We start from the raw sequence: 25,929 nt of genomic DNA, 5'->3' as shown, positions 1-25,929 counted from the left end.
CTCAGCTTGCGCCGCCCAGCAATTCGGCGGCGATGGTGGTGACGATCGGGCGGGCCTCGCGCTCGGTCATGCCGGGCTTCAGGCGCGGATCGTAAAGCATCTGCAGCAGCAGCTCGTCATGCTTGGTCAGCAGCGAGAATTCCTCGTCATCGTTGAAGATCGAGGGCCGCGCGCGCGGATAGTCATTCGCGAGGCCGAGCCCCTGAGCCAGCTCCTCGTGGATACAGCTGGTGCGCAGTTCCGGCGGGTGCTCGCCGCGGATCACCGCGACCGCGTCGGTATAGATCGGGCTGTCGCCCTGCGAGAAGGCGAAGACGACACAGTAGGTGGACAGCGGCAGGTTCGTGATCGCCTCGACGGAGCTTTCATCGATCCCCGGCACGAGTTGTCGCAGTCGCGGGCCGATCGCGCGACGCTCGTCTTCGTTGAGGAACAGCACGTGGAAATTGCCGCCATGCTTTACAACGCTGACCGGATGGCGCGAGGCGCTCGCGAGCTTGCCCGCATAGGCGCGCACTTCGGCGACATCCGAGGCGCGGTCGGCCTTGGGAATCGAGGCGCCGAAATCGACGTCCATCCGCACCGGTTTCTCCCAGCGCCGCAGCCGAGAGGGCGTCTGGCGGGCGACGAACCCGCCGCCCTGCGCCGCGTATTCGTCGTAGAGCGCGATATGGATAAAGTTCTGCACCAGTTGGCGCTGGTTGAACGGTGCATCGCGCGGCGCGACATCGGTGCGCAGCTGGCCGCGGCTTTCCATCTCGGCGGCGGTCTTGGCGAAATAGGCAGACATCTCTCGCGACAGCGCGCTCTGCTCCGTGACCTTGGAGCGGTCGAGATCGGCTGGCGCGCTGGGCGGGCGCGCGGTCTTGTCCGGTGCGAGCGGCGAGCCGCCCAAGCCCGGCGTGCAGGCCGAAAGGGCCAGCGCCGCCAGCCCTGCAAGAACCGGGAAGGCCGCACGCATCCGCATCATCCCGCAGCTCCGCCGGCCTGTGCGGAGGATTTCGCCGCCGACAGGGTGTTGCGCAGCTTGTCTTCCATCTCGATCAGTTCCTTCTCGGCATCGGCCCGCTTGCGCTTGCCTTCGTCGGCGATGCGCAGGCTGTCTTCGATCGTGGCGACCAGATCGGCATTGGCCGCTTTCACCGCCTCGATGTCGAAAACGCCGCGTTCCATTTCGGTGCGGATCTCGGCATTGGCTTCGCGCAGGTTCTTGGCGTTGGCGGTCAGCAGGTCGTTGGTGAGGTCATTCGCTTCGCGCACGGCGCCCGCCGCCTCGCGCGAGCGCTGGATCGTGACCGCCTGCGCCAGCTGAGTCTCCCAGAGAGGCACCGTGTTCACCAGCGTCGAGTTGATCTTGGTCACAAGGCTCTTGTCGTTTTCCTGGACCAGCCGGATCGAAGGCAGCGACTGCATCGTCACCTGACGCGTCAGTTTCAGATCATGCACCCGGCGTTCCAGATCGTCGCGCGCGGCGCGCAGATCGCGGAGTTCCTGTGCCTTGAGTACTTTCTGATCTTCGGAAGCGGCTTCCATCTCTGTTTCTTTTGCAGGGATTTCCTGCGTGTCGAGCTGGGCCAGCTTTTCGACGCCCGCTGCAATGTAGAGCGCGAGCTCGTCGTAGAAATGCAGCGTCTTGTCGTAGAGCATATCGAGCGATTTGATGTCCTTGAGCAGGTTATGCTCGTGGCTCAGCAACTCGTCGGTGACGCGGTCGATCTGGCCCTGCACCTCCTCGAAGCGGGCGACGAAATTGCCAAACGGAGCGGCGCGGCCCAGCAGTTTCTCCCACCAGCTGCGCTTGCGGCGTACATCGAGTTCCGACACCGAGAAGCCGCGGATCGTGGTGACGATCTGGCGCAGGCTGTCCCCGGCGGGGCCGACATCCTTGTTCTTGACGCCCGAGAGCATTTCCTGGCTGATCGATTGCAGATCGGTCTGCGCGCGCGAACCGAAGCGGACGATCGAATTCGTGTCGCTCATGTCCAGCTCGGCCATGCGCTTGCGGATTTCCTCGGCGGTTTCCGGCGGAGCCTGATCGAGCGGGGTCACCGCCTCTGCCGGGCCCGGCTCGGGCAGCAGGGAGCCGCTGACACCTTCCACTTCGGTCATCAGCTCGGTCGCCTTCTGGCGGGTCGTCTCGGTCATCTCAGGGCCTCCTTGCGCCTGTCGGGACAGGTCCCGGGGTCACGTGTCACGTCACGCCTCGTCATGTCTTTCGGGTCGTCGGCACGACCCCTTCGCGCGCCAGCCGGTCGCGCAGAACGTCGATCTCGATTTCCAGCCCTTCGCGGCCGTCTTCCAGCATCTTCCTGGTGCGCGCGGTGAAATTCGCCTCCAGATCATCCAGCAGCGCCGCGTAATCGTCGCGTGCGGTCTGATCGCGGGTGTTGCGCCACAGGTCGGCGAACTTGATCGTCGCGTCGCGCGCGCCCTGCAGATAGACCGTCATGTAGCGCCGCGCCTGCGCCAGATCGCCGGGGTCTTCCTCGACCGCGCGGAACAGATCGCGGGCAGTGGTGGCGAATTGCTCGACCCGGCCGATCAGGACACGCTCGCCCGAGGGGGTGATCGCCTTGCGCATCTCTTCCAGATAGGCCTCGCCCTCCTTGACCACGCGGGCGACGCGCTCTTGCTGAAATTCGTCGACGCCGTCCATCCCCTTGTCCTTCAGCGGATCGAGACCGAAGGCCACGAGCGAGACAACGGTGCCGATCGCGCCGATCCCGGCGGCTCCGATCACACCGAGGCCGGGCGCTTGTGCGCCGATGGCGAGGCCCAGCCCATAGGCGACCGAGCCCAGAATCTTCCGAGGAAAGGCGGGCCGCTTGGCCGAGGCGCGGGCGACATAGGCGAATTCCGCCCGCAGCCCCTCGCGGATCGTCCAGGCGGCGCCCGCGATCAGCGCGAAAGCCGCGAGCGCGCGGGCCAAGGTGAGGGGCCCGCTGCCGAAAGCGCTCAGCAGAAAGGGCAGGGCGGCGGCCACGATCCAGAACGGACGGCCTTCCTGGGGGTGGCGAGCATCGGGACGGCGATGGGGAGGTATGCTGCGGGGATCGTGCAGGTCGGGCCCGCTGGCCGGACCTTGGGGCGAGTATTTTCCGCCATAGCGTTGAGCCATCACACGCTCCCGGTGAACGCGACCGACAGCGTCAGCGCGATCATCAGCCAGAAAGCGATTCTTTTTTGCGCTTCGCGCGACATCGCCAGCCCCTGCCATCGGACGCGAATTCCGGCGTCCTGATAATATTTTATAAGCAGGCTGGCGGGTCTATGCCAGAGAGACGGTGTGAAATTCGCGTAAACCCGCCGAGGAAAAAAGTGAGGGGAAAACCACGGCGGTTTTCCCCTCACTCACAGCGTGTTTTCGCCGGTCAGTCGCGGTTACCACCGCGCGGCTTGCCGCCGAAGGGCTTGCCGCCGGGTTTTCCGCCCGGCTTGCCTCCATGCGATTTGAAGCCGCCGGAACGTGCGGGCCGGTCGCCGCGCGCGTCGCCGTGGGATTTGAAGCCGCCCGAACGCGGTTTCCCGCCCGGTTTGCCACCATGCGATTTGAACCCGCCCGAGCGGGGCTTGTCGCCGCTACGGTCGTCGCGGCCCGCTTCGTCGCGGTCCCTGCTGAAGCGTGCCTTGTCGCCGAACTTCCCACTGGGCTTGCCGCCGAACTTCCCGCCGGAGCGGTCATCGCGGTCGCGGTTGAAGCTGGGCTTGTCGCCACGCGGCCCACGATCCGGGCGCTCGCCCCGATCCTTCGAGAAACGCGGACCCCGATCGCCGCGCTCGCCTTCATCGCGATGCGACTTGAAGCCACCGGCCCGCGGCTTGCGTGGCCCGTCGCGGAACGGGCGATCCTCGCGCCCGCCCTCTTCGCGGTCCTTGCGGAAGCGCGGCTTGTCGTCGCGGCTACCCTCGTCGCGGTCCCGGTTGAAGCGCGGCTTGTCGCCACGCGGCCCGCGATCCGGGCGGTCGCCCCGGTCCTTCGAGAAGCGCGGCCCACGATCGCCGCGCTCGCCCCGATCTCCGCGGTCGCCCTCGTCACGATGCGATTTGAATCCGCCCGTGCGCGGCTTGCGCGGACGATCCTCACTGCCGCCTTCGTCACGATCCTTGCGGAAGCGCGGCTTGTCATCGCGCCCGCCGTCGTCGCGATCCCGCTTGAAGCGCGGCTTGTCGCCCCGGTCCTTGCGCTCGCCGCGCTCCGGGCGATCCCCACGCTCCTTGCGCTCGGGCTTCGCTTCGCCGCCCACCGGCTTGTCGTCGAGCAGGCCGCCCAGCTGGTCGCGCAGCATCTTGCGCTTCACTTCCATGACGTCGCCTGCCTTCATGTCCATCAGGCGGAACGGACCATAGCTGATCCGGATCAGGCGGTTCACCTGGAAGCCGATCTCGGTCATGGCGCGACGGATTTCGCGGTTGCGGCCTTCACGGATGCCCACGGTCAGCCACGCATTCGCGCCCTGCTGACGGTCGAGCGAGACCTCCATCGGCAGGAATTCTTCGCCGTCGATGGTTATGCCTTGGCGCAGCGGCTCGAAGCTCTGCTCGGTCGGGCGGCCATTCACGCGAACGCGGTATTTGCGCAGCCAGCCGGTCTCGGGCAGTTCCAGACGGCGCTTGAGGCCGCCGTCATTGGTCAAGAGCAGCAGGCCTTCGGAGTTGAGGTCGAGACGGCCCACGTTCAGCACGCGCGGCATGCCTTCGGGCATTTCGTCGAAAATCGTACGGCGGCCCTGTTCGTCCTTCTCGGTCGTGACCAGACCCAGCGGCTTGTAATAGAGCCACAGCCGCGTCTCCTGCGGTGCGTCGATCGCCTTGCCGTCGATGGTGATCTTGTCCGAGGCCGCCACGTCGAGTGCGGGCGAGTCGATCTGCTTGCCGTTCACCGCGACCTTGCCGGCGAGGATCATCTTCTCGGCGTCGCGGCGCGAGGCCACGCCGGAGCGCGCGATCACCTTGGCGACGCGTTCCTTCGCGGCGGATTTTTCGACGGATTTCGGGGCGGAATTTTCGGGAGTGTCGGTCATGTCCGGTTCCTTCTAGGGGAGGGGGCGCGCGAGTCGCTCGGGCGCGAAAGACCGCGATCTACACCTTTCCGAGGCGCGTGGGAAGCGTCTTGATAAGCGCGGGTTTGCAGGCGATGAAGAGCCATGGAATTCCGGTCTTTCATGCAACAGGCGCTGGCAGAGGCGCGCGCGGCGGCCAAGCGCGGCGAAGTGCCCGTCGGCGCGGTCGTCGTCTCCCCTGACGGTAGGGTGGTGGCGTCTGCGGGCAACCGCACGCGCGAGCTCGGCGATCCGACGGCCCATGCCGAGATTCTCGCGATGCGCGACGCCTGTGCGCAGATCGGCTCGGAGCGGCTGCCCGGTTACGACCTCTATGTCACGCTCGAGCCCTGTCCGATGTGCGCCTCGGCGATCTCGCAGGCCCGGATCGCGCGGCTCTATTATGGCGCGGCCGATCCGAAATCGGGCGGCGTCGCGCAGGGGCCGCGCATCTTCGCGCATCCGCAGAGCCACCACGTGCCGGAAATCTACGACGGCATCGGGGCGGCGGAGGCCGAGACGCTTTTGAAGGATTTCTTCGCAGCGCGCCGCTGAGCCTCGCCCGTCTGGACGCGTCTACTTTCATGTGGCATATCAAGCGTATCGCAGGCCCTAGGGGCCGCGATCCCCTATATCGAAGACGACCAGAAGGAGCGGGAATGCGTTCGGCATTGCGTCTGCGCGAAGGTGGCCTTGCTGCCTATCAGCAAGAGATGAAATGGGTCGCGCTCGCCCTCGGCATCGCCTCCACCATTGCCATCGTGCAGAACTGGTACCCGCTCAACCTGTTTCTCAGCCTGCCATTCTGTCTGATCTGGGCCTATCACGCCTGGCTGCATACAGAGCGCCAGCTGAAATATCTCAACATCATGTTCACCGGTTTCTACCTCTACGGGATCGCGCGCTATTTCCTGATGTCGCAGGGGCAGGGCTGAGGCGCGGGTCTTGTAACCCCGTCGGCCAGCGGGGATAGTCGCGCAAGACATTCGGGGATGATTTCATGAGCGACGAGAACGACAAGATACTCGAACAGGCGCGCCAGTTCATTGAGGCGATCCCGCATTCCCGCGCGCTGGGAATGGAGATGGACGAGATCCGCCCCGGCTGCGCGACCCTTTCGATGCCCTATGACACGCGCTTCGTGGGCGATCCGCGCACCGGCGTGATCCATGGCGGCGCGGTCTCGGCGCTGATGGATACCTGCGCGGGCGCCGCCGTAATGAGCCACCCGCAGGCGGGCGCCTCTACCGCGACGCTCGATCTGCGCATCGATTACATGCGCCCCGCGACGCCCGGCCAGCGGATCACCGCGCGGGCCGAATGCTATCACGTCACCCGCTCGGTGGCCTTCGTGCGTGCGACCACCCATGACGAGGACGCGGAGCGCCCCGTGGCGACTGCCACCGGTGCTTTCACCGTCTCGCGCCCCGACAAACCCAAATCGGAGGGCCAGGCATGAGCCGTCCCAAGCCCGAACCCGTCCAGCAGGTCAAGCAGCGCCGTGACGGCGCGCTCAAGATGCTCGTCGAGGGCATTCCTTACGCGCAATTCCTCGGCATCGGTTTCGACCGGCGCGGCGACGAGCTGACCGGTGTTCTGTCCTATGATGACAAGCTGATCGGCAACCCGATGCTGCCCGCGATCCATGGCGGGGTGACGGCGGCCTTTCTAGAGGTCACCGCGATCATCGAGCTCAGCTGGTCCTACCTCTGGGACGATATCGAGGCGGGGCGGATCGATTTCGACGCGCTGACGCCCGAGAGCCTGCCGCGGCTGCCCAAGACGATCGACTTCACGGTGGATTACCTGCGCTCCGGCCTGCCGCGCGACGCCTATGCGCGGGCGCGGGTCAACCGCTCGGGGCGGCGTTACGCCAGCGTCCATGTCGAGGCGTGGCAAGACAACCGGACCCGGATCTTCGCGCAGGCGACCGGACACTTCCTGATGCCCGCGCGGGACGATACCTCCGCCAATGGCTGAGATTACCCATGCGCGGGTCCTGAAGATCGCGCTGCCCATCGTCCTCTCGAACGCCACGATCCCGATCCTCGGCGCGGTCGACACGGCTGTCGTCGGCCAGATCGGCCTGCCCGCGCCGATCGGGGCGGTGGGGATCGGAGCGGTGATCCTGTCCTCGCTCTACTGGATCTTCGGCTTCCTCCGGATGGGCACAACGGGGCTGGTGAGCCAGGCGCATGGGACGGGCGACACGGGCGAGGTGTCCGCCGGGCTGATGCGCGCGCTGATCATTGCGGGGATCGCCGGGCTGAGCCTGATCGTGCTGCAATTGCCGCTGTTCTGGGCAGCGTTCCAACTGGCTCCTGCGAGCGACGAGGTCGAGGGTCTTGCCCGCGACTACCTGCAGATCCGCATCTGGGGCGCCCCGCTCACTATCTCGCTTTACGCCTTCACCGGCTGGTTGATTGCGCTGGAGCGCACGCGCGGGGTCCTCTTGCTACAGGTGGCGATGAACGCGTTGAACGTCGGGCTGGATCTTCTGTTCGTTCTCGGCTTCGGTTGGGGCGTGCAAGGCGTTGCCGGCGCCACGCTCATCTCCGAAATCGGCGGTGTGCTGCTGGCGCTTTGGCTGTGTCGCGCTGCCTTTGCGGGAGGGCTGTGGCGCGCGCGCGCGATCTTCGACCGCGTGAAACTGGCGACTATGGCGCGGGTGAATACCGACATCATGCTGCGCTCGATCCTGCTGCAGGCGAGCTTCACCTCCTTCCTGTTCCTCGGCGCGGGGCAGGGCGATGTGACCCTCGCGGCCAATCAGGTGCTGCTGCAATTCCTGCAGATCACGGCCTTCGCGCTGGACGGGTTCGCCTTCTCCGCCGAGAGCCTCGTGGGGCAGGCCGTGGGCGCGCATTCCGCGGCACGGCTGCGCCGGGCGAGCATCGTGTCCTCGCAATGGGGGATCGGTGGCGCGCTCGTGCTGGGCGCGGTCTTCCTGCTCGCAGGCCCTGCGATCATCGACCTGATGACCACCGCGCCGAATGTCCGCATCGAGGCGCGCGATTACCTGTTCTGGATCGCTGCCGCGCCGCTGATCGGGGGACCGGCCTGGATGCTCGACGGCATTTTCATCGGGGCGACCCTGACGCGCGAGATGCGCAACGCGATGGTCGTCTCGGTCGCGATCTACACGGTGGCGCTATTCGTGCTGATCCCGCTTTTCGGCAATCACGGGCTCTGGGCGGGGCTGATGATCCTCAACGCCACGCGCGGCCTGACGATGGGCCGGCTCTATCCCCGGGCCGAGGCGAAAGCTTCATCCGGGTAGAGGCGCGGCCCCTCTGACTGCGCCCCGCCTCTCCCTTCCCCTTGGGAGAAATATCCCGGGGGTGAGGGCGAAGCCCGAGGGGGCAGCGCCCCCTTCAGACGGTATCCAGGTAAAGCTCGGTCTGTTCCTGATCCGAGAGCTCCGCCATGTAATGCAGCTCCTGCCGCTTGGTCATGGCGAAATTGGTGATCAGTTCGCGGTCGAAGATGCGCGGCATGATCTCGCAATTCTGGAAGGCGTCGATCGCCTCTTCCCAGTCGGTGGGCATCTGCGGCAGGTCGAGCGCATAGGCGTTGCCCTTGATCGGCTCGGGCGCTTCCATCTTGTCTTCGATCCCGATCAGCGCCGCGCCCAGGATAGCGGCGATCATCAGGTAGGGGTTCACGTCGCCGCCCGCCACGCGATGCTCGATCCGGCGCGCCTGCGGGCCAGAGGCCGGGATACGCAGCGCCGAGGTGCGGTTCTCGTAGGCCCAGGCGATCCCAGTTGGCGCATGGGCGTCGGGCACCAGCCGGTCATAGCTGTTCTCATGCGGCGCGAAGATCAGCGCCGAGCCCGACATCGCAGCCAGACAGCCGGCGACCGCGTGGCGCATCTGATCCGAGCCCTGCGGCGTGCCGTCGTTGAAGATGTTGTTGCCCTCGGCGTCGAGCACGGAGAAATGCATATGCATGCCGTTGCCGGGCCATTCGTCGTACGGTTTCGCCATGAAGGACGCGGCGAAACCATGCGCGCGTGCCAGCCCTTTCACCAGCATCTTGAACAGCCAGCTGTCATCGGCGGCCTTAAGCGGGTCGGGTTGGTGGCTAAGGTTGATCTCGAACTGGCCGGGACCCGCTTCGGAGATCGCGGTATCGGCGGGAATATCCATCGCCTCGCAGGCGTCGTAGAGCTGGCTGAAGAAAATGTCGAACGCGTCGAGCGCGCGCAACGATAGCACCTCGCCGCCGGTGCGGCGTTTACCCGAGCGCGGCGAGGGTGGCACCCGCAGGGTCTTGCCGCTATCGTCGATCAGGAAGAATTCCAGCTCGGTCGCGACCACGGGGGTCAGCCCCAGAGCCTTGTAGCGTTCCACGACGCGGGCCAGCGCCTGCCGGGGATCGCCCGCATAGGGCGTGCCGTCCATGTGGAACATCCAGATCGGCAGCAGCGCCGTCGGCGCCGAGAGCCACGGCATCGGCAGGAAGCCCCGCTCTGTCGGCATCAGAAGGCCGTCGGCATCGCCGGACTCGAACACAAGCGGGCTGTCTTCGACATCCTCGCCCCAGATGTCGAGGTTCATCACCGAATAGGGGAAGCGCGTCCCTTCGGTGAAGACCTTATCGGCGAAACGAGCCGGCAGGCGTTTGCCGCGCGCCACCCCGTTGAGATCGGCCGCCGCCACGCGGATCGTGCGAACGTCGGGATGGTCGTGCAGCCAGTTCATGTGTCACCTGATAATCTGCGGCCTGAACCGGAAGCGCTTGCGGCTTTCCTGCGGCAGATGGCGGTTCAGGCGGCGGTTGATCACCCCGAAGACCGCGATGACGCAGAGCGTGAGCAGGATGAAATAGAACGCCGCGATCGGGTAGGGGATGAAGGGATTGAAGGTCTTGTCCGCGAAATATTTCGCGTAATAGAGCGCGTCGCCCTCCTGCCGGAACGCCGGGAAGCCCGAGAAGAACACGAGCGTGGTGGCGTGGAACAGGAAGATCGCCTCGTTGGTGTAGGACGGCCAACCGAGCCGGAGCATCGTCGGCCATGTCACGCGGCGGAATTTGGTCCAGCCGGTCATGCCATAGGCGTCCGCGGCTTCCATGTCGCCTTTCGGAACCGAGCGCAGCGCGCCGTAGAAGATCTCGGCGGCATAGGCGGAGGTGTTGAAGAACAGCACGATCAAGGCGCCTGCCCAGGCCCGCGTGATCCAGTCCGTCGCGACCGTGATGCCGAGGATCGGGAAGCCAGCCCGGGGCAGCATCGCGAAGGCCTCGTAGGCGAGGAAAAACTGGATGAAAAGCGGTGAGCCGCGGAACAGGAAGATGAACCAGTCCGCGGGTTTGCGGAAAATTGCACGTTCGGAGTTCTTCGCCACTGCCAGCGTGGTCGCGAGGAAGAAGCCCGCCAGAAGCGCGAGGATGCCGAAATAGAGGTTCCAGATCATCCCCGAGCCGATCAGGGTGAATTGCTGGCACATGGTGAAATCGGAGCGCGGCAGCAGCCGCTCGCCGATGCCCACGGACCGCAGACCGTAATCCGCGATGGTCTGAATGCAGCTCATGCGCCCGCCTTTCTCAGCGCTTCACCGGCAGCCGTGGCCTGCCCGAAGGAGAGGCGGCGGTTGATGCGCGCCAGCACGATCTCGGAGAGCTTGGTCATCACCAGATAGAAGACCAGCAGCGCGAGGAAGTAGTAGAGCCGCCAGTCGGGGTGTGGATAAGAGTAGATCTGCGACTTGGTCGCGCCGAGTTCGCGCGCCCAGTAGACGATATCCTCGATGCCCAGAAGGAACAGCAGAGGCGTCGCCTTGATGAGGATCATCCAGAGGTTCGACAGTCCGGGGATCGCATAGGCCCACATCTGCGGGATCAGTACGCGGCGGTTCACCTGCGCGCGGGTCATGCCGTAAGCCTCGGCGGTCTCCAGCTGCGCGCGCGGCACGGCCTGCATCGCACCGAACAGCACGTTCGCGGCGAACGCCCCGTAGACGATGGAGAAGGCCACCACGGCCAGCGCGAAGCCATAGGCCTCGTGGTAGAATTGTGGGGAGGTACCGAGCGGGATTTTCGCCGCGGCACAGACGTGGAACTCGTTCCCCGTCCAGGCGGGGCCGGGGTCGGGGCAGATCGCGCGCGATTTCAGGTATTCGAGCCCCTGGTCCATCGCGATCGGCACGAAGAGGAAGAAGATGATATCCGGCACACCGCGCACCATCGCGATATAGCCGCGTCCCAGAAGCTTCAGCGGTGCGAGGGTCGAACGCGCGGCGAGCGCGCCCCCGAAACCGAAGATCAGCGCCACCGGCGCCGTCACGGCCAGCAGGATCAGCACGATCCCAAAGGAGCCATAGAACATCATGTGCTTGCCCGTTGTCAGGTAGCACAGAAGCCAGGAAAGCCCGTGAAGGGCGGAAGGATCGGAACAGCTGTTGAGCATCTGGATCGGTCGGGGGGCGCGCCGCGTGACCCGCCCCCCGCTTTCTGGATCAGTTTTTGAAGGTCAGCGCTTTGTCGCCGAAATACTTCTTGATCATCTCGTTGAGCGAGCCGTCGGCCTTCATTTTCGAGATCCCGTCATCGAGCTTGTTCTTGAGCTCGGTGTCGGACTTGCGCAGGCCGATGCCGATGCCCTTGCCCAGCGGCACATCGTCGCCGACGAATTGCAGGTTGTCCTGACCGTCGAAGGGCTTGAGCGCGTCCTTGTCGGCGAAGACCGCGTCGGCCTCGCCGTTCTTCACCGCCGCGATCGTGTCGTCGAGCGTGGCGTATTCGGCGAGCGTCGCACCGCTTTCGGCGACATGGGCCGCCTGGATCGTGCCGGTCTGCGCCGCGACCACGGCGCCCTTGAGATCGACGTTCGGATCCATCGCGAGATAAGCGGAGGGCGCCGGCGGGTAGTAGGGCTGGGTGAAGTCGATCGACTTCTCGCGCTCGGCGGTGATCGACATGCCAGCGATGATGGTGTCGTAGTTGCCGCTCAGCAGGTTCGGGATGATCGAATCCCAGTCATTGGTGACCCAGGTGCAATCGAGGCTCTCCATCTCGCAGAGCTTGTCGCCCAGTTCGCGCTCGAAACCTGCAACTTCGCCGTTGTCGTCGATGTAGTTGTAGGGAGGGTAGGCGCCCTCGGTGCCCATGCGGACCGTTTCAGCCGCGGCAATGCCGGCCGACAGGCCGAGAATGGCGGCGGTCAGGATCAGTTTTTTCATCTTGGGTTCCCCGTTGTTTGTTCTTGGGTTGGTTCACGCCGGCGCGGTGGCCGACAGGAATTGTTGCAGGCGCGTCGATTTCGGCGCGCCGAACAGAGCCTCTGGCGGGCCCTCTTCCTCGATCTTGCCCTGGTGCAGGAAGACGACGTGGTCCGAGACGTCACGCGCCAGCCGCATGTCGTGGGTGACGAGGATCATGGTGCGGTGTTCGGCGGCGAGGTCCTTGATGACCTTCACCACCTCCTGCTGCAATTCGGGATCGAGCGCCGAGGTGGGCTCGTCGAAAAGAAGCGCCTTGGGCTCCATGCACAGCGCCCGCGCGATCGCCGCCCGCTGCTGCTGACCGCCCGAGAGCTGCGCGGGCCAGGCGTCGCATTTGTCGCCGATGCCGACCTTCGCCAGCAATTCGCGCGCCAGCTTCTCGACCTTTGCCTTGTCGCGGCCCAGCACCGTCACCGGCGCTTCCATTACGTTCTGCAGGATCGTCATGTGGGCCCAGAGGTTGAACTGCTGGAACACCATCGACAGGTTCGTGCGGAAGCGGGTGACCTGCGCGCGGTCGGCGGGACGACGATTGAGTCCCTCGCCACGCCAGGCGACGCGCTCGCCCTCGAAGATCACGTCGCCCTTCTGGCTGTCTTCGAGCAGGTTGCAGCACCGCAAGAGGGTCGACTTGCCCGAGCCCGAAGAGCCGATCAGCGACACCACATGGCCGCGTGGGGCGGTGATCGAGACGCCCTTGAGCACCTCGAGTGAGCCGTAGCTCTTGTGAAGGTCACGGATTTCGATGACGGGCGCGTCTTGGGGCGCAGGCTCGTTTCGGGTCACGCAGGCAGCTTCTCTTTGTCCATCCGCGCAATCTGGCGCGATTTGGCCGATGATTGCAACTGCGTCTGCCCGGTTGACGATGGGGAAGGGGCCGAAATCACGAGCATCTGAGGAAAAAATATGCGTGAACCGGTCGCGCCTCCACGCCGGCCTGTCCCTCTAACTCAGCTTCGGCGGGCCTCGACGCGCTGCCGCGCCACCGCCGAATCGACATCGTTGACGCCCAGAAGCTTCGCCGCGAGACGGATCAGCGCATCCTCATGGGCGTCGCGCACCCCGTCGGCCAGCGCCACGTCCCACAGCGCCTCGATCACGCCGGTGCGGTCCTCGTAGGCGACCTTGTCCTTCAGCGCGCGGGTGAAGCGGACGGTATCGGGCGCACCCGCCTCGACCTCTTCGGCGCGCTTGCGCATCTCGGTCGCCTCGAAGCTCGAAAGCCCGTTGCGCTGCGCGAGAACCCGGTCGATCCGGATCTTCTCGTCTTCGGTATAGTTTTCATCCGACCGCGCGAGCCGCACCAGAAGTGCGCCAAGCGCCAATTCGCGATCTTCCCCCTCCATCGGATCGGGGGCGGGATCGTTGAGCATATCGAAAAGGCGTCCAAACATAAGCGTAGAGATAAGCGATGCGCGGCGCAGGGCAAGTCACGGATGCGAAAGCCCTGCGCACATCTCTCGCCTTCAGCCGACTTTCACGACCATCTTGCCGAAATTGCGGCCCTCCAGCAGATCGTAAAGCGCCTGCGGCGCGGCCTCTAGTCCCTCCACCACCTGCTCCTTGTACTGAACTTTGCCCTCTTTCAGCCAGCCGGTCATCGCCTCCGAGAATTCCTGATAAAGCTCGATCGGGAAGCTGTCGAAGATGATGAAACCCTGCACCTTCACCTTCATGCGCAGGATCGTCGACAGGATCTGCGGCCCGTGATCGGGTCCCTCGGGCAGGCCTTGCAGGTTATACCACGCGACCATGCCGCAGACCGGCATTCGAGCGAAGGGGTTGAGAAGCGGCAGCACGCCGTAAAGCACCTTGCCGCCGACATTCTCGAAATAGACGTCGATGCCGTTTGGGCAGGCCGCGGCCAGTTGTTCGGCGAAATCCTCGGCGCGGTGATCGATGCAGGCGTCAAACCCCAGGGTCTCGGTGACATGGGCGCATTTCTCGGCTCCGCCCGCGACGCCGACGACGCGGCAGCCCTTGATCTTGGCGATCTGGCCGACCGTTGCGCCCACGGGCCCGGAGGCGGCGGCAACCACAACAGTCTCGCCGGGTTTCGGCTCGCCGATCTTCAGCAGGCCCGCGTAGGCCGTGTAGCCCGGCATCCCGAGAATCCCCAAGGCCCAGCTCGGGTTCTCCGGCTCCGGCCCGAGATTGAGTACCTGCGTGCCATCCGAGACGAAGAAATCCTGCCAGCCTGAGGGCGAGAGCACGTAATCGCCCTTCGAGAAGCCTGCGACATCGCTCTCCATGACCTCGGCCACGACCTGACCGGTCATCACGCCGCCGATCTCGACCGGGGTGGCGTAGGATTTCGCATCCGACATCCGCCCGCGCATATAGGGGTCGAGCGACAGATAGACGGTGCGCAGCAGCATCTCGCCCTTGCCCGCCTGCGGCACGGCCTCGGTTTCCAATTTCAGCGTGTTCTCGTTCGGCGCGCCTTTCGGGCGCTCGGCGAGGATGATCTTGCGGTTGGTGTCTTGGGTCTGAGCCATGAAAGCCTCCTGTTTGAGAGGCCAGCTAGCACGCGGTTCGCACGGGGAAAGGGGGCGCTGCCCCCTCGGGCTTCGCCCTCACCCCCGGGATATTTCGACAAGCCCGAATGCCAGAGGTTTCCGGGGCGTCATCGGGCTTGCGGAAATATCCCTGGGATGAATTTCCGAAGGAGAGAAGGGACAGCGCCCCTTAGCTGCGCGCGGCTTTCTCGGCGATGCCGGAGGTGCCCTCGCGGCGCTCCAGTTCCGCCAGCACATCGGCCAGCTTCACGTCGCGTGCCGCCAGCATCACCAAGAGGTGATAAAGCACATCCGCCGCCTCGTAGGTCAGGTTTTCGTGGTCGCCCTTCGCTGCGGCGATGATAGCCTCCACCGCTTCCTCACCGAATTTCTCGGCGCATTTCTCCGGGCCCTTGGCCAGCAGCTTCGCGGTCCAGGAGGTGTCGGGATCGGCGCCCTTGCGGCTCTCGATGGTCGCGGCGAGTTGGTCCAGAATGCTCATTGCAGCCTCATCGGAATGCCCGCGGCGGCCATATATTCCTTGGCTTCGCGGATCGTGTACTCTCCGAAGTGGAAGATCGAGGCGGCGAGTACGGCCGAGGCGCCGCCTTTCGTCACGCCTTCCACCAGGTGATCGAGATTGCCGACACCGCCGGAAGCGATCACCGGCACGTCCACCGCGTCCGAAATCGCCTTCGTCAGCTCCAGATTGAAGCCTGCGCGGGTACCGTCGCGATCCATCGAGGTCAGCAGGATTTCCCCCGCGCCCTTCGCGGTCACGGTGCGGGCGAATTCCACCGCATCGATGCCGGTCGGCTTGCGGCCGCCATGGGTGAAGATTTCCCAGCGGCCCGGCTCCACGGTCTTTGCGTCGATCGCGCAGACGATGCACTGACTGCCAAAGCGGTCGGCGGCCTCGGTGATTACGTTCGGATCCGCCACGGCGGCGGAGTTGAACGAGACCTTGTCGGCGCCTGCCAGCAGGAGTGCGCGCACGTCTTCATGGGTGCGCACGCCGCCGCCCACGGTGAGCGGCATGAAACATTGCTCGGCGGTGCGGGTCACCAGATCGAACATGGTGCCGCGGTTTTCATGGGTCGCGTGGATGTCTAGGAAACACAGCTCGTCTGCGCCTGCCGCGTCATAGGCCTTCGCGGCCTCGACCGGGTCGCCCGCGTCGATCAGGTTCACGAAATTGACGCCTTTCACGACGCGGCCATCGGCGACGTCGAGACAGGGAATAATGCGGGTCTTCAGCATGGGCGGCGCTCCTTTGGCGCTTTCATAACGCGCAGGTGCCGCGAGGCAAAGGGGCAGAGTGCTCAGATCGGCTCGACGGGGCAATGCGGCAGAAGGCGGCGCACCATCGCGGCGGAACACAGGTCAGTGGCGGGGGTGGTCACGGTGGCCGCCGCGCCTGCCGCGCCGTGCTGCAACGCCTCGTGGAAAGGTTTGCCGCGGGAGAGCGCGAGTGTGAAAGCCCCGACGAAACTGTCGCCCGCGCCCACTTTCGAGACGACATCGACCTTAGGCGCCACGGCAAACCAGCGCGCGTCCTTGGTGGCGAGCACGTTGCCATCCGAGCCGCGCGCGACGATCACCGCATGGGCCAGTCCGCGCTGCACGAGGCTTTGCGCGAAGTCGGCGCTGTCGCTGCGCTCGGGCAGTTTGCGGCCCGCCAACTCCTCGGCCTCCAGTTCGTCCATCCGCAGAACGTCGGCGGGTTGCGCCTTGCTTTCCATCAACTGGTGCAGAGCCTTGCCGGAGGTGTCGAGGAAAAGCCGCGCCTTGGTCCGGGCCATCTTCGTCGCCAGCCGCGCGGGGAAATCCTCGGGCACGCCGGGCGGTTGCGAGCCGGACAGCACGACGATCCCGTCTTCAGGGGCGGCGCGCGCGATCCGGCTGAGCGCCTTGGCGACATCGCGCGCGCCCCAGTCCGGCCCCGGCATCACGAAGCGGTATTGCGCGCCCGTGCTCTGGTCGGTGGCAGTCAGGCTCATCCGCGTCTCGCCCGGCGCGGGGTAGGGGAAGAGAGCGATCCCCGCCTCGGCGAGAAGCCGCATCACCCGATCCCCGGTGGTGCCGCCAAGGGCGACGAAGGCCGTGGAATTGCCGCCCAAGGCAGCGATCGCGCGGCTGACATTCAACCCGCCGCCCCCCGGATCGGTCAGCGGCCGCGTGCAGCGCAGCTTGCGCTCCGGCGCGATTTCGGGGGTTTCGATCGACAGATCGACCGTCGGGTTGAGCGTGATCGTGAGGATCGAGGTCATCGCAGGCTCCGAAGCCGTGGTGGGTATCGGGATCATCGCAGCTAACGATCTGCGATCAAGGGGGCGTGCGGGATTGAGGTAGTGGGCGCCCGGACGGCGAAAGGACCGTCCGGACAATCGAAACGATGGATCAGACGTTGAGCTGATAGGTGATCGGGTGGAAGTGGAAGCCGGTGTCGAGTGCCTCGAGATGACCCACGCCCGGGAAGGGCATGTGGTAGCCGATGAAAGCCAGTTTGTCGGCGGCGACACGGCCCAGAAGCTCCTTGCGGGTCTTCGCGGCCATCTCCTTGTCCATATCGTATTTCACTTCCCATTCCGGGCGCTGAAGCGACCAGACATAGTGGTTCGACGTGTCGGCAGCGAGCATCAGCCCCTTGCCGCCCGACTCCACCATGAAGGCCATATGGCCCGGCGTGTGGCCGAAGGCTTCGACCGCCGAGATGCCGGAGACGACCGAATCGCCACCCTTGAGGTAGCTCATCTTCTCGGCCAGCGGACGGACCTTGGCCTCGAACGTGTCGTTGCCCGCGTTCGACCAATGGTCGAATTCCTTTTGGCCGGTGATGTAGGCAGCATTGGCGAAGGTCTCGCCGCCATCGCCCATCAGCCCGCCGATATGGTCGCCATGCATATGGGTGATCACGACATGGGTGATGTCCTCGGGCGAATGCCCAGCGGCGGCGAGCGCCGAGGTGATCCCCTCGGGCGACAAGCCGGTGTCGAAGAGGATTTTCTCCGAGCCGGTCTCGATCAGGGTCGGGGTGAAGAAGTTAAGCGACTTGTCCGCAGGGATGTAATTGGCCTCAGAGAGCTTGGCGAAGTCCTCGGGGCTGGCGTTCATGCCGAAGATCGTCTGCGGCTCTTCCAGCTCGCGCGATCCGGCGAGCAGCGTGGTGATCGTCAGATCTCCCATCTGCATCCGACGATAGCGCGGGATCGCGGGCGGGGCTTCGTTCGCGCTTTGCGCGGCGGCGCCGGTCCCGGTCAGAAGCGCGGGGGCGGCGGGCAGGAAAGCGGCGGTTTTCAATGCTGTACGGCGGGTCATGAAGGTCCTGGTCATCGGGTCTCTCCCTCTCGATGGTTGATCTTCGCATGTCGAAGTCGAGCGCTTCGCGCCGCTCCCACAGACTCGTGAACGTAGCGTGAGCCGCTTCGGTTCACTCCCACCAGCGATCGATCGAAGAAATATCGCCGTCGGACCACCCGAGGTGATGCGCCAATTCGTGCACGAAAACATGGGTGACGAGGGCACCGAGGGGCTCGTTGCCGCGCGAGACCCACTCGTCGAGGATCGGACGTCGGAAGAGCCAGATCACATCCGCGTGGCCACCGGGGTCCATCACGGATTTCTCGGTCAACGGGATGCCGTCATAAAGCCCCGTCAGCTCAAAAGGGTCTTCGATGCCGAGATCGGCGAGCATCGCTTCGGAGGCGAACTCTTCCACCCGGATCGCGACCTCTGCCGCAGCTTTCGCGAAAGCCGGGGGCAGGGCGGCGCGCGCGGCCTCGGCCAGCGCCTCGATCTCCTCGATGCCCGGCGCCGTGACATCCGCCCAATCGTAACCCTCGCCCATCGCCACCTCCAAGCCGCTCTGCACCTCTCGCATGGCCCCTCATATGGACAAACGCACCGCCTTGTGAAAGAGCAGGCGCCAACAGGAGTTTGCCCAGATGACCACCGTTACCCGTTTCGCCCCGTCGCCCACCGGCTATATCCATGTCGGAAACCTGCGCACCGCGCTGATGAACTACCTGATCGCCCGCAAGACCGGCGGTCAATTCATCCTGCGCCTTGACGACACCGATCAGGAGCGCTCGAAGCAGGAATATATCGACGCACTGAAGCAGGATCTCGAATGGCTCGGCATCGAGTGGGACCGGGAAGAGCGCCAGTCGCTGCGGCTCGACCGCTATGCCGAGGTGGCAGAACAGCTGAAGGCCGACGGTAAGCTTTATGAATGCTTCGAGAGCCCGACCGAGCTGGACCTCAAGCGCAAGAAACAGCTGAACATGGGTCGCCCGCCGGTCTATGACCGCGCCTCGATGCATCTGTCGGATGCCGAAAAAGACGCGCTTCGCGCCGAGGGCAAGGAAGGATACTGGCGCTTCAAACTGGAACTCGAGCGGATCGAGTGGAAAGACGGCATCCTTGGCGATCTGTCCATCGATGCGGCAAGCGTGTCCGATCCGGTGCTGATCAAGGCCTCGGGGCAGGTGCTCTATACCTTCGCCTCACCGGTAGACGACGCGGATATGGGCATCACCCATATCGTGCGCGGCGGCGATCACGTCACCAATACCGCGACGCAGATCCAGATCATCGAGGCGATCGGCGGCAAGGTTCCGAGCTTCGCGCACCATTCGCTGCTGACCGGCCCGCAGGGCGAGGAACTGTCGAAGCGTCTTGGCGCGCTCTCGATCCGCGATCTGCGCGCCGAAGGGATCGCCCCCGAGGCGCTGCTGTCGATGATGGCGCGTCTGGGCTCGAGCCAGCCGATCGAGCTGAAGATGTCGATCGACGAGCTGGCCGACGGGTTCGATCTGAACCATTTCGGCTCGGCGCCCACGAAATTCGACCCAGCGGACCTGATCCCGCTGACCCGCGCGCGCAACCAGCACCTGCCGTTCGAGGCGGTGGCGGACCGCATCGCGGAACTCGGTATCCCCGAGGAGCAGCGCGAGCGTTTCTGGAAGGTCGCCTCGCAGAATATCGACAAGCTCGACGATCTGAAGGGCTGGGCCGATCTGTGTCTGAACGGCGCGGAGCCGGAGATCGACGAGGAAGATCGCGACTTCATCGCGCAGGCCATGACGATGCTGCCCGCGCCGCCCTATTCCGACACCACGTGGAAGGACTGGACCTCGGAGGTGAAGGAAGCGACCGGGCGCAAGGGCAAGGGGCTGTTCATGCCGCTGCGCAAGGCCGTGACCGGCATGGCGCACGGGCCCGATATGGGCGAGCTGATGCCGCTTCTGCACAAGGTTCCGGCGCGCGGCTGACGGCTCCGCCGCAGGCTCGTGAGATCAATTCGAAAGGCGCGAGGGATTTTCCTCGCGCTTTTTGTTTGGGCAATTCGCGACCTCGTGAGGTCGTTTTCGGCGGCAAAGCGGCGGTTTTGGCGATTGGGGCTTGTCAGTCGCGCGGGGCCTCAGGTAATCGGAAGAAGTCGGATACGGGAGAATCCGGGGGTAACCTCGGTGCCGAAGGAGCAACCGCCCCGGTAAACTCTCAGGCAAAAGGACCGTGCCCGACGAAGGACTCTGGAGAGTGATGCGGCGCGCAATCGCGGCATCCGCCGAAGGGATAACGATCTCAGGCGTCTGCATTGCAGGCACGGACAGAGGGGGCATCGGGCGAGCCGGAAGGCTCATGAATCGATGCCGGATCATCCGGCTGAAGGGGAGGCCGCGATGAGCGAGTTGAAACGCACACCGCTATACGATCTGCATCTGGAACTGGGCGCCAAGATGGTGCCGTTCGCGGGCTACGAGATGCCTGTGCAATACCCGCTGGGCGTGATGAAGGAACACCTGCACACCCGCGCCAAGGCCGGGCTGTTCGATGTCAGCCATATGGGGCAGGTGATCGTGCCGGGCGAAGACGCTGCCGAGGCGTTCGAGGCGCTGGTGCCGGTCAGCCTGATGGGCCTGAAAGAGGGTCGCCAGCGCTATGCGATGTTCACCGATGAGAATGGCGGCATTCTCGATGACCTGATGGTGGCGAACCGAGGCGATCATCTCTTCGTCGTGGTGAACGCGGCCTGCAAGGAAGACGACATCGCGCATATGCGGGCGCATCTGGAATCGGTCGAGGAACTCACCGACCGCGCGCTTCTGGCGCTGCAAGGGCCTGCCGCCGAAGGCGTTCTTGAGGCTCTCGTGCCCGGCACCGCCAAGATGCGCTTCATGGACCTGGGCGTCTATCACTGGAACGGGACGGAGCTTTGGATCTCGCGCTCGGGCTATACCGGTGAAGACGGCTACGAGATTTCCGTGCCCGCGGACCGCGCGGTGGAATTTGCCCGCAAACTGCTCGCCGATGAGGCGGTCGAGCCGATCGGGCTCGGCGCGCGCGACAGCCTGCGACTGGAAGCTGGGCTTTGCCTCTACGGCCATGACATCGACACCACGACGACTCCGGTCGAGGGCAACATCGCCTGGGCGATCCAGAAGGTGCGACGCAAGGGTGGGGAGCGCGAAGGCGGCTTCCCTGGCGCGGATCGCATCCTGAGCGAACTGGAAAACGGCCCGAGCCGCCTCCGTATGGGGCTTCGCCCCGAGGGTCGCGCGCCGATGCGCGAAGGCGTGGAAATCTTCGCCGGACCCGAGGGCGGTCAGCCTATCGGGCGTGTGACCTCGGGCGGTTTCGGCCCCTCGATCGAGGCACCGATGGCGATGGCCTATCTGCCCGCAGACACGAAGGAAGGCGCCACCGTCTATGGCGAGGTGCGCGGCAAGCGTCTGCCCGCCAGGGTCGTGGCGATGCCTTTCCGCCCTGCAACCTACAAACGCTGAACAACCAACCGGGAGACATTCCATGAAATTCACCGAAGACCACGAGTGGCTCAAGACCGAAGGCGACGTCGTGATCGTGGGCATCACCGAGCACGCCTCCGAGCAGCTGGGCGATGTCGTATTCGTCGACCTGCCCGATGTGGGTGACACGGTCGAGAAGGGCGACGAGATCTGCGTGATCGAGTCGGTCAAGGCCGCCTCCGACATCCTCGCGCCGCTCGACGGCGAGATCGTCGCGATCAACGAGGATCTGGCCGACAACCCGGCGCTCGTGAACGAAGACCCGCTGGGCAAGGCGTGGTTCTTCAAGATGAAACTCACCGACGCTTCCGCGCTCGACGGCTTTATGGACGAGGCCGCTTACAAAGACTTCATCGGGTAATATCCATGACCTTCACCCCCACGACTTACGACAGTTACGATTTCGCCAATCGCCGCCATATCGGCCCCTCACCGGCCGAGATGGAGGAGATGCTCAAGGCCGTGGGGGCGCCGGACCTCGACGCGCTGATCGCCGAGACGGTGCCGAAAAGCATCCGTCAGGCCGAGCCGCTGGGCTGGGCGCCGCTGACCGAATACGGGCTGCTGCAGAAGATGGAAGGCGTCGCGAAGAAGAACCGCGTGATGACCAGCCTGATCGGTCAGGGCTATTATGGCACCGTCACGCCGCCCGCGATCCAGCGCAACATTCTGGAAAACCCGGCTTGGTACACGGCCTATACGCCCTATCAGCCCGAGATCGCGCAGGGGCGTCTCGAGGCGCTTCTGAACTTCCAGACGATGGTGTCGGATCTGACCGGGCTGCCGGTCGCCAATGCTTCGTTGCTCGATGAGGCGACGGCGGCGGCGGAAGCCATGGCGATGGCGCAGCGCGTGTCGAAATCGAAGGCCACTGCCTTCTTCGTCGATGAGAATTGCCACCCGCAGACCATCGGCGTGATCCGGACCCGCGCGGAGCCGCTGGGGATCGAGGTGATCGTGGGCGCGCCCGAAACGCTCGAAGCCGAGAAGGTCTTCGGCGCGATCTTCCAATATCCGGGCACCTATGGCCATGTCCGCGACTTCACCGCCGAATGCGAGGCGCTTCATGCCGCGAAGGCCGTGGCCGTGGTCGCGACCGATCTGCTCGCGCTGTGCCTGCTGAAAGAGCCGGGCGCGATGGGCGCCGATATCGCCGTAGGCTCCGCGCAGCGCTTCGGTGTGCCGATGGGCTATGGCGGCCCGCATGCGGCCTTCATGTCCTCCACCGACGCGATGAAACGCGCGATGCCCGGGCGGATCGTCGGCGTCTCCATCGACAGCCGAGGCAACCGCGCCTACCGCCTGAGCCTTCAGACTCGCGAGCAGCATATCCGCCGCGAGAAGGCGACCTCGAATGTCTGCACCGCGCAGGCGCTCCTCGCCGTGATGGCGAGCTTCTACGCCGTGTTCCACGGTCCCGTCGGTCTGCGCGCGATCTCCGAACGTGTGCACCTGCTGACGGTGCAACTGGCCGAGGCGCTGAAAGCCGCAGGCGCTGTGGTAGAGCCCTCGAATTTCTTCGACACGATCACCGTCGAGGTGGGCGTGGGCCAGCAGGGTATCCTCGCCGCCGCCCGCCATCGCGGGATCAACCTGCGCAAGGTGGGCCGCGATCGGGTCGGTATCTCGCTCGACGAGACCAGCGATCCGGGCGTCGTCGCCAAGGTGCTCGACGCCTTCGGGATCACCGACCCCGCGCCGAAGGCGACGCAGCCCGCGGTGCCCGATGCGCTGCTGCGCGAGAGCGACTACCTCACCCATCCGGTCTTCCACATGAACCGCGCCGAATCCGAGATGATGCGCTACATGCGCAGGCTCTCGGATCGCGACCTCGCGCTCGACCGCGCAATGATCCCGCTGGGCTCGTGCACGATGAAGCTGAATGCAGCGGCAGAGATGATGCCGCTCACATGGCCGGAATTCGGCACGTTGCATCCGTTCGTGCCGCTCGATCAGGCGCAGGGTTATGCGGAGATGATCGACGATCTGACCGCGAAACTGTGCGAGATCACCGGTTATGATGCCTTCTCGATGCAGCCCAATTCGGGCGCACAGGGCGAATATGCAGGGCTTCTCACCATCGCCGCCTATCACCGCGCCAATGGCGACGATCAGCGCGATGTCTGCCTGATCCCGATGTCGGCGCATGGCACGAACCCGGCCTCGGCGCATATGGCGGGGATGAAGGTTGTCGTCGTGAAATCGGCGCCCAACGGCGACGTCGATCTCGAAGACTTCGAAGCGAAGGCTGCAGAGGCGGGCGACAAGCTCGCGGCCTGCATGATCACCTATCCCTCGACCCATGGCGTGTTCGAGGAGACGGTAAAGCGCATCTGCGACATCACCCACGAATATGGCGGTCAGGTCTATCTCGATGGTGCGAACCTCAACGCGCTGGTGGGGCTGGTGAAACCGGGCGAGGTCGGCTCGGATGTGAGCCACCTCAACCTGCACAAGACCTTCGCGATCCCGCATGGCGGTGGTGGCCCGGGCATGGGGCCGATCGGGGTGAAATCGCACCTCGCACCCTACCTGCCCGGCCACCCCGAGACCGGCGGCGAAGAGGGACCGGTGAGTGCCGCGCCCTATGGCTCCGCCTCGATCCTGCTGATCTCCTGGGCCTATATCCTGATGATGGGCGGGCCGGGCCTGACGCAGGCGACCCGCGTGGCGATCCTCGCTGCCAATTACATCGCTGCGAAGCTGAAAGAGGGCTACCCGATCCTCTTCATGGGCAATCGTGGACGTGTCGCGCATGAATGCATCATCGACACGCGGCCCTTCTCGGAGGTGGGCGTGACGGTGGACGACATCGCCAAGCGCCTGATGGATAACGGCTTCCACGCCCCCACGATGAGCTGGCCGGTGGCGGGCACGCTGATGGTGGAGCCTACCGAATCCGAGACCAAGGCCGAGATCGACCGCTTCATCACCGCGATGCTCTCGATCCGTGATGAGATCCGCGACATCGAGGCGGGCGAGATCACCCCCGAGGACAGTCCGCTGCGCCACGCGCCGCACACGGTCGAAGACCTCGTGGCCGATTGGGACCGGAAATACACCCGCGAGCAGGGGTGCTTCCCGGCAGGCGCCTTCCGCGTCGACAAATACTGGCCGCCCGTGGGCCGGGTCGACAACGTCTTCGGCGACCGCAACCTGATCTGCACCTGCCCGCCGGTCGAGAGCTACGCCGACGCGGCAGAGTAACCGCCAGCCAAAATGACGAAAGGCCGGAGCACCGCGCTCCGGCCTTTCTCTTCTTCTCGATAAAAATACCTAGGCGCGCCGGTTACTTCACAGGGTTGCGGTAGATCACGCGGCGCAGCGAGCCGGTCTTCGACCGCATCAGCATCGTCTCGGATTCGATATAGGTCGGCTCGCGCTTCACGCCCTTCACGATGGACCCGTCGGTCACGCCGGTCGCGGCGAAGATCACGTCCGAGCGCACCATGTCGTCGCGCGCATAGACCTTGTCGAGGTCGGTGATGCCCGCCTTCTTCGCGCGGCCCCGCTCGTCGTCGTTGCGGAACAACAGCTTGCCCCACATCTGGCCGCCCATGCATTTCAGCGCCGAGGCTGCCAACACGCCCTCGGGCGCGCCGCCCGAACCCATATACATGTCGATGCCAGTGAAATCGGGCTCGGCGCAGTGAATGACACCCGCCACGTCGCCATCGGTGATGAGGCGGATCTTCGCGCCGGTCTCGCGAACCTCGGCGATCATGTCTTCATGGCGCGGACGGTCGAGGATGCAGACCGCAATGTCCTTGGTTTCGACGCCTTGCGCCTTGGCCAGTGCTTGAACGCGCTCGGTCGGGGTCATATCGAGCGAGACCACGTCCTTCTCGTAGCCCGGGCCGATCGCGAGCTTGTCCATGTAGACGTCGGGCGCGTGCAGCATCGTGCCGCGCGGCGCCATCGCGATCACGGTCAGCGCGTTGGGCATGTCCTTCGCAGTCAGAGTCGTGCCTTCCAGCGGGTCGAGCGCGATATCCACCTCGGGGCCGACGCCCTGGCCGACTTCCTCGCCGATATAGAGCATCGGCGCCTCGTCGCGCTCGCCTTCCCCGATGACCACGGTGCCCCGGATTTCCAGCTTGTTGAGCTGATCGCGCATCGCGTTCACCGCGGCCTGATCGGCGGCCTTCTCGTCGCCGCGACCGATCAGGTCGGCTGATGCATGAGCCGCCGCTTCCGACACGCGGGCGAGGCCCAGCGAAAGCATGCGGTCGTTGAAATCAATCGGAGGGGTCATTTAGGTCTTCCTGTCTGCCTGGGCGTTACGGGCTGCGGACAGGTAAAGCCTGTGGGAGACCGAAGGGCAACCCCGGGAGCGCTAACATGCGGGGCGAGCCCC

General features: G+C 65.1%; 26 protein-coding genes and 1 riboswitch. Of the genes, 9 read left to right on the top strand and 17 right to left on the bottom strand.

Annotation, left to right across the window (positions count from 1 at the left end; all coding sequences use genetic code 11):
- Position 1: 1 nt before the first annotated feature.
- From B6V74_RS03095 to B6V74_RS03080, 4 genes are all read right to left on the bottom strand, one after another.
- The gene (locus tag B6V74_RS03095) at positions 2-970 is read right to left on the bottom strand and encodes a DUF2927 domain-containing protein (RefSeq protein ID WP_075776159.1); all 969 of its coding nucleotides are present in this window, start codon (positions 968-970) and stop codon (positions 2-4) included.
- Complete coding sequence (locus B6V74_RS03090) at positions 967-2,145, bottom strand: toxic anion resistance protein (RefSeq protein WP_075776158.1); 1,179 nt, start codon at positions 2,143-2,145, stop codon at positions 967-969. Before B6V74_RS03090 ends, B6V74_RS03095 begins: the two co-directional genes overlap by 4 nt.
- 61 nt (positions 2,146-2,206) lie before the next feature.
- On the bottom strand, positions 2,207-3,118 hold the full coding sequence (locus B6V74_RS03085) for a 5-bromo-4-chloroindolyl phosphate hydrolysis family protein (RefSeq protein ID WP_088721926.1): 912 nt from the start codon (positions 3,116-3,118) through the stop codon (positions 2,207-2,209).
- Positions 3,119-3,371: 253 nt separating this feature from the next.
- A complete protein-coding gene (locus tag B6V74_RS03080; protein WP_088721925.1) occupies positions 3,372-5,021 on the bottom strand; it encodes a pseudouridine synthase in 1,650 nt (549 codons plus the stop codon).
- A 123-nt stretch (positions 5,022-5,144) separates the two neighbouring features.
- Here B6V74_RS03080 and B6V74_RS03075 point away from each other — a divergent pair, with 123 nt between their 5' ends.
- From B6V74_RS03075 to B6V74_RS03055, 5 genes are all read left to right on the top strand, one after another.
- A complete protein-coding gene (locus B6V74_RS03075) occupies positions 5,145-5,594 on the top strand; it encodes a nucleoside deaminase (protein WP_088721924.1) in 450 nt (149 codons plus the stop codon).
- A 104-nt stretch (positions 5,595-5,698) separates the two neighbouring features.
- A complete protein-coding gene (locus B6V74_RS03070; RefSeq protein WP_075776154.1) occupies positions 5,699-5,974 on the top strand; it encodes a peptidase in 276 nt (91 codons plus the stop codon).
- A 65-nt stretch (positions 5,975-6,039) separates the two neighbouring features.
- The gene (locus B6V74_RS03065; protein WP_088719067.1) at positions 6,040-6,498 is read left to right on the top strand and encodes a PaaI family thioesterase; all 459 of its coding nucleotides are present in this window, start codon (positions 6,040-6,042) and stop codon (positions 6,496-6,498) included.
- Positions 6,495-7,019, top strand: a complete 525-nt coding sequence (locus B6V74_RS03060) for a PaaI family thioesterase (protein ID WP_075776152.1) — start codon at positions 6,495-6,497, stop codon at positions 7,017-7,019. Before B6V74_RS03065 ends, B6V74_RS03060 begins: the two co-directional genes overlap by 4 nt.
- Complete coding sequence (locus B6V74_RS03055; RefSeq protein WP_088721923.1) at positions 7,012-8,319, top strand: MATE family efflux transporter; 1,308 nt, start codon at positions 7,012-7,014, stop codon at positions 8,317-8,319. Before B6V74_RS03060 ends, B6V74_RS03055 begins: the two co-directional genes overlap by 8 nt.
- A 94-nt stretch (positions 8,320-8,413) precedes the next feature.
- Here B6V74_RS03055 and B6V74_RS03050 read toward each other — a convergent pair whose 3' ends face one another.
- From B6V74_RS03050 to B6V74_RS02995, 12 genes are all read right to left on the bottom strand, one after another.
- Entirely contained in the window at positions 8,414-9,745 is a 1,332-nt protein-coding gene (locus B6V74_RS03050; RefSeq protein WP_088719065.1) for a glutamine synthetase family protein, read from the bottom strand.
- Positions 9,746-9,748: 3 nt separating this feature from the next.
- On the bottom strand, positions 9,749-10,576 hold the full coding sequence (locus B6V74_RS03045; RefSeq protein ID WP_075776149.1) for an ABC transporter permease subunit: 828 nt from the start codon (positions 10,574-10,576) through the stop codon (positions 9,749-9,751).
- Positions 10,573-11,451 (bottom strand): ABC transporter permease subunit, encoded by an 879-nt coding sequence (locus tag B6V74_RS03040; protein ID WP_075776148.1) that lies wholly within the window; start codon positions 11,449-11,451, stop codon positions 10,573-10,575. The genes B6V74_RS03045 and B6V74_RS03040 overlap by 4 nt, the downstream gene beginning before the upstream one ends.
- 49 nt (positions 11,452-11,500) lie before the next feature.
- Positions 11,501-12,223, bottom strand: coding sequence for a transporter substrate-binding domain-containing protein (locus tag B6V74_RS03035; RefSeq protein ID WP_075776147.1), 723 nt, complete (start codon positions 12,221-12,223; stop codon positions 11,501-11,503).
- Positions 12,224-12,256: 33 nt separating this feature from the next.
- Entirely contained in the window at positions 12,257-13,051 is a 795-nt protein-coding gene (locus B6V74_RS03030) for an amino acid ABC transporter ATP-binding protein (protein WP_088721922.1), read from the bottom strand.
- Positions 13,052-13,215: 164 nt separating this feature from the next.
- The gene (locus tag B6V74_RS03025; RefSeq protein WP_240496911.1) at positions 13,216-13,638 is read right to left on the bottom strand and encodes a TerB family tellurite resistance protein; all 423 of its coding nucleotides are present in this window, start codon (positions 13,636-13,638) and stop codon (positions 13,216-13,218) included.
- Between the two features lie 93 nt (positions 13,639-13,731).
- Complete coding sequence (locus B6V74_RS03020; RefSeq protein WP_088721921.1) at positions 13,732-14,763, bottom strand: NADP-dependent oxidoreductase; 1,032 nt, start codon at positions 14,761-14,763, stop codon at positions 13,732-13,734.
- 190 nt (positions 14,764-14,953) lie between these two features.
- Positions 14,954-15,265 carry a phosphoribosyl-ATP diphosphatase gene (locus B6V74_RS03015; RefSeq protein WP_075776143.1) on the bottom strand — a complete coding sequence of 104 codons (312 nt, stop codon included), beginning with the start codon at positions 15,263-15,265 and terminating at the stop codon, positions 14,954-14,956.
- Complete coding sequence (gene hisF, locus B6V74_RS03010; protein ID WP_078603953.1) at positions 15,262-16,023, bottom strand: imidazole glycerol phosphate synthase subunit HisF; 762 nt, start codon at positions 16,021-16,023, stop codon at positions 15,262-15,264. Before hisF ends, B6V74_RS03015 begins: the two co-directional genes overlap by 4 nt.
- Positions 16,024-16,085: 62 nt before the next feature.
- A complete protein-coding gene (locus B6V74_RS03005) occupies positions 16,086-17,033 on the bottom strand; it encodes a 1-phosphofructokinase family hexose kinase (RefSeq protein WP_075776141.1) in 948 nt (315 codons plus the stop codon).
- Between the two features lie 130 nt (positions 17,034-17,163).
- Complete coding sequence (locus B6V74_RS03000; RefSeq protein WP_075776140.1) at positions 17,164-18,096, bottom strand: MBL fold metallo-hydrolase; 933 nt, start codon at positions 18,094-18,096, stop codon at positions 17,164-17,166.
- 97 nt (positions 18,097-18,193) lie between these two features.
- On the bottom strand, positions 18,194-18,610 hold the full coding sequence (locus B6V74_RS02995) for a metallopeptidase family protein (RefSeq protein WP_075776224.1): 417 nt from the start codon (positions 18,608-18,610) through the stop codon (positions 18,194-18,196).
- A 97-nt stretch (positions 18,611-18,707) separates the two neighbouring features.
- Here B6V74_RS02995 and gltX point away from each other — a divergent pair, with 97 nt between their 5' ends.
- From gltX to gcvP, 4 genes are all read left to right on the top strand, one after another.
- Positions 18,708-20,036 (top strand): glutamate--tRNA ligase, encoded by a 1,329-nt coding sequence (gene gltX / locus B6V74_RS02990; RefSeq protein ID WP_088721920.1) that lies wholly within the window; start codon positions 18,708-18,710, stop codon positions 20,034-20,036.
- Between the two features lie 164 nt (positions 20,037-20,200).
- Positions 20,201-20,291: riboswitch (glycine riboswitch) on the top strand.
- Between the two features lie 156 nt (positions 20,292-20,447).
- A complete protein-coding gene (gene gcvT, locus B6V74_RS02985; protein ID WP_088722177.1) occupies positions 20,448-21,551 on the top strand; it encodes a glycine cleavage system aminomethyltransferase GcvT in 1,104 nt (367 codons plus the stop codon).
- 22 nt (positions 21,552-21,573) lie between these two features.
- Positions 21,574-21,933 carry a glycine cleavage system protein GcvH gene (gcvH, locus tag B6V74_RS02980; RefSeq protein WP_088719058.1) on the top strand — a complete coding sequence of 120 codons (360 nt, stop codon included), beginning with the start codon at positions 21,574-21,576 and terminating at the stop codon, positions 21,931-21,933.
- Between the two features lie 5 nt (positions 21,934-21,938).
- Positions 21,939-24,779, top strand: a complete 2,841-nt coding sequence (gene gcvP / locus B6V74_RS02975; protein WP_088721919.1) for an aminomethyl-transferring glycine dehydrogenase — start codon at positions 21,939-21,941, stop codon at positions 24,777-24,779.
- An 82-nt stretch (positions 24,780-24,861) separates the two neighbouring features.
- Here the strand turns inward: gcvP and glpX are convergent, their stop codons facing one another.
- Positions 24,862-25,827 carry a class II fructose-bisphosphatase gene (gene glpX, locus B6V74_RS02970; protein ID WP_075776136.1) on the bottom strand — a complete coding sequence of 322 codons (966 nt, stop codon included), beginning with the start codon at positions 25,825-25,827 and terminating at the stop codon, positions 24,862-24,864.
- Between the last annotated feature and the right edge of the window lie 102 nt (positions 25,828-25,929).

The sequence above is a fragment of the Thioclava sp. F42-5 genome (assembly GCF_002213195.1).
Classification (GTDB): domain Bacteria; phylum Pseudomonadota; class Alphaproteobacteria; order Rhodobacterales; family Rhodobacteraceae; genus Thioclava; species Thioclava nitratireducens.
Note: the sequence above shows the minus strand (reverse complement) of the source record. Positions and strands in the feature narration are given on the sequence as shown.